Raw genomic sequence first — 316 nt, forward strand, 5'->3', positions numbered from 1 at the left:
GTACTAGATATTAAAGGTCGAGATCGTGTTTACTTCGCGACCAGTAAAGAAGACTTAGTGAATAGCGGTAGTAGTATGAACCCAAAAAATATCACTGACAGTGAATATTGGGTGATGACCAATTCTAATACCACGCGTAAAAAAATGATGCTGCATGAAGTTGCACTTAGTTTAGGCTATAGCAACGAGCAAGCTGAAAAAATTCGTGATTATCTTTAAGGAAAGACCATGGCAATTCATTCCGGCGCAGGTAAAACTGCACCACAATCGGCTTTAGTGAATGTACCAAAGTTAGTGTCTGCGTATTATTTAAATG

At 38.6% G+C, this 316-nt stretch carries 1 pseudogene; it reads left to right on the forward strand.

What is annotated here, in order from left to right:
* Window positions 1-219: pseudogene (locus tag AAEY62_RS21370) on the forward strand (replication initiation regulator SeqA); the annotation flags it as partial.
* Window positions 220-316: the final 97 nt, after the last annotated feature.

The organism is Pseudoalteromonas sp. GW168-MNA-CIBAN-0100 (assembly GCF_040309225.1).
GTDB classification, from domain to species: Bacteria; Pseudomonadota; Gammaproteobacteria; order Enterobacterales; family Alteromonadaceae; genus Pseudoalteromonas; species Pseudoalteromonas arctica.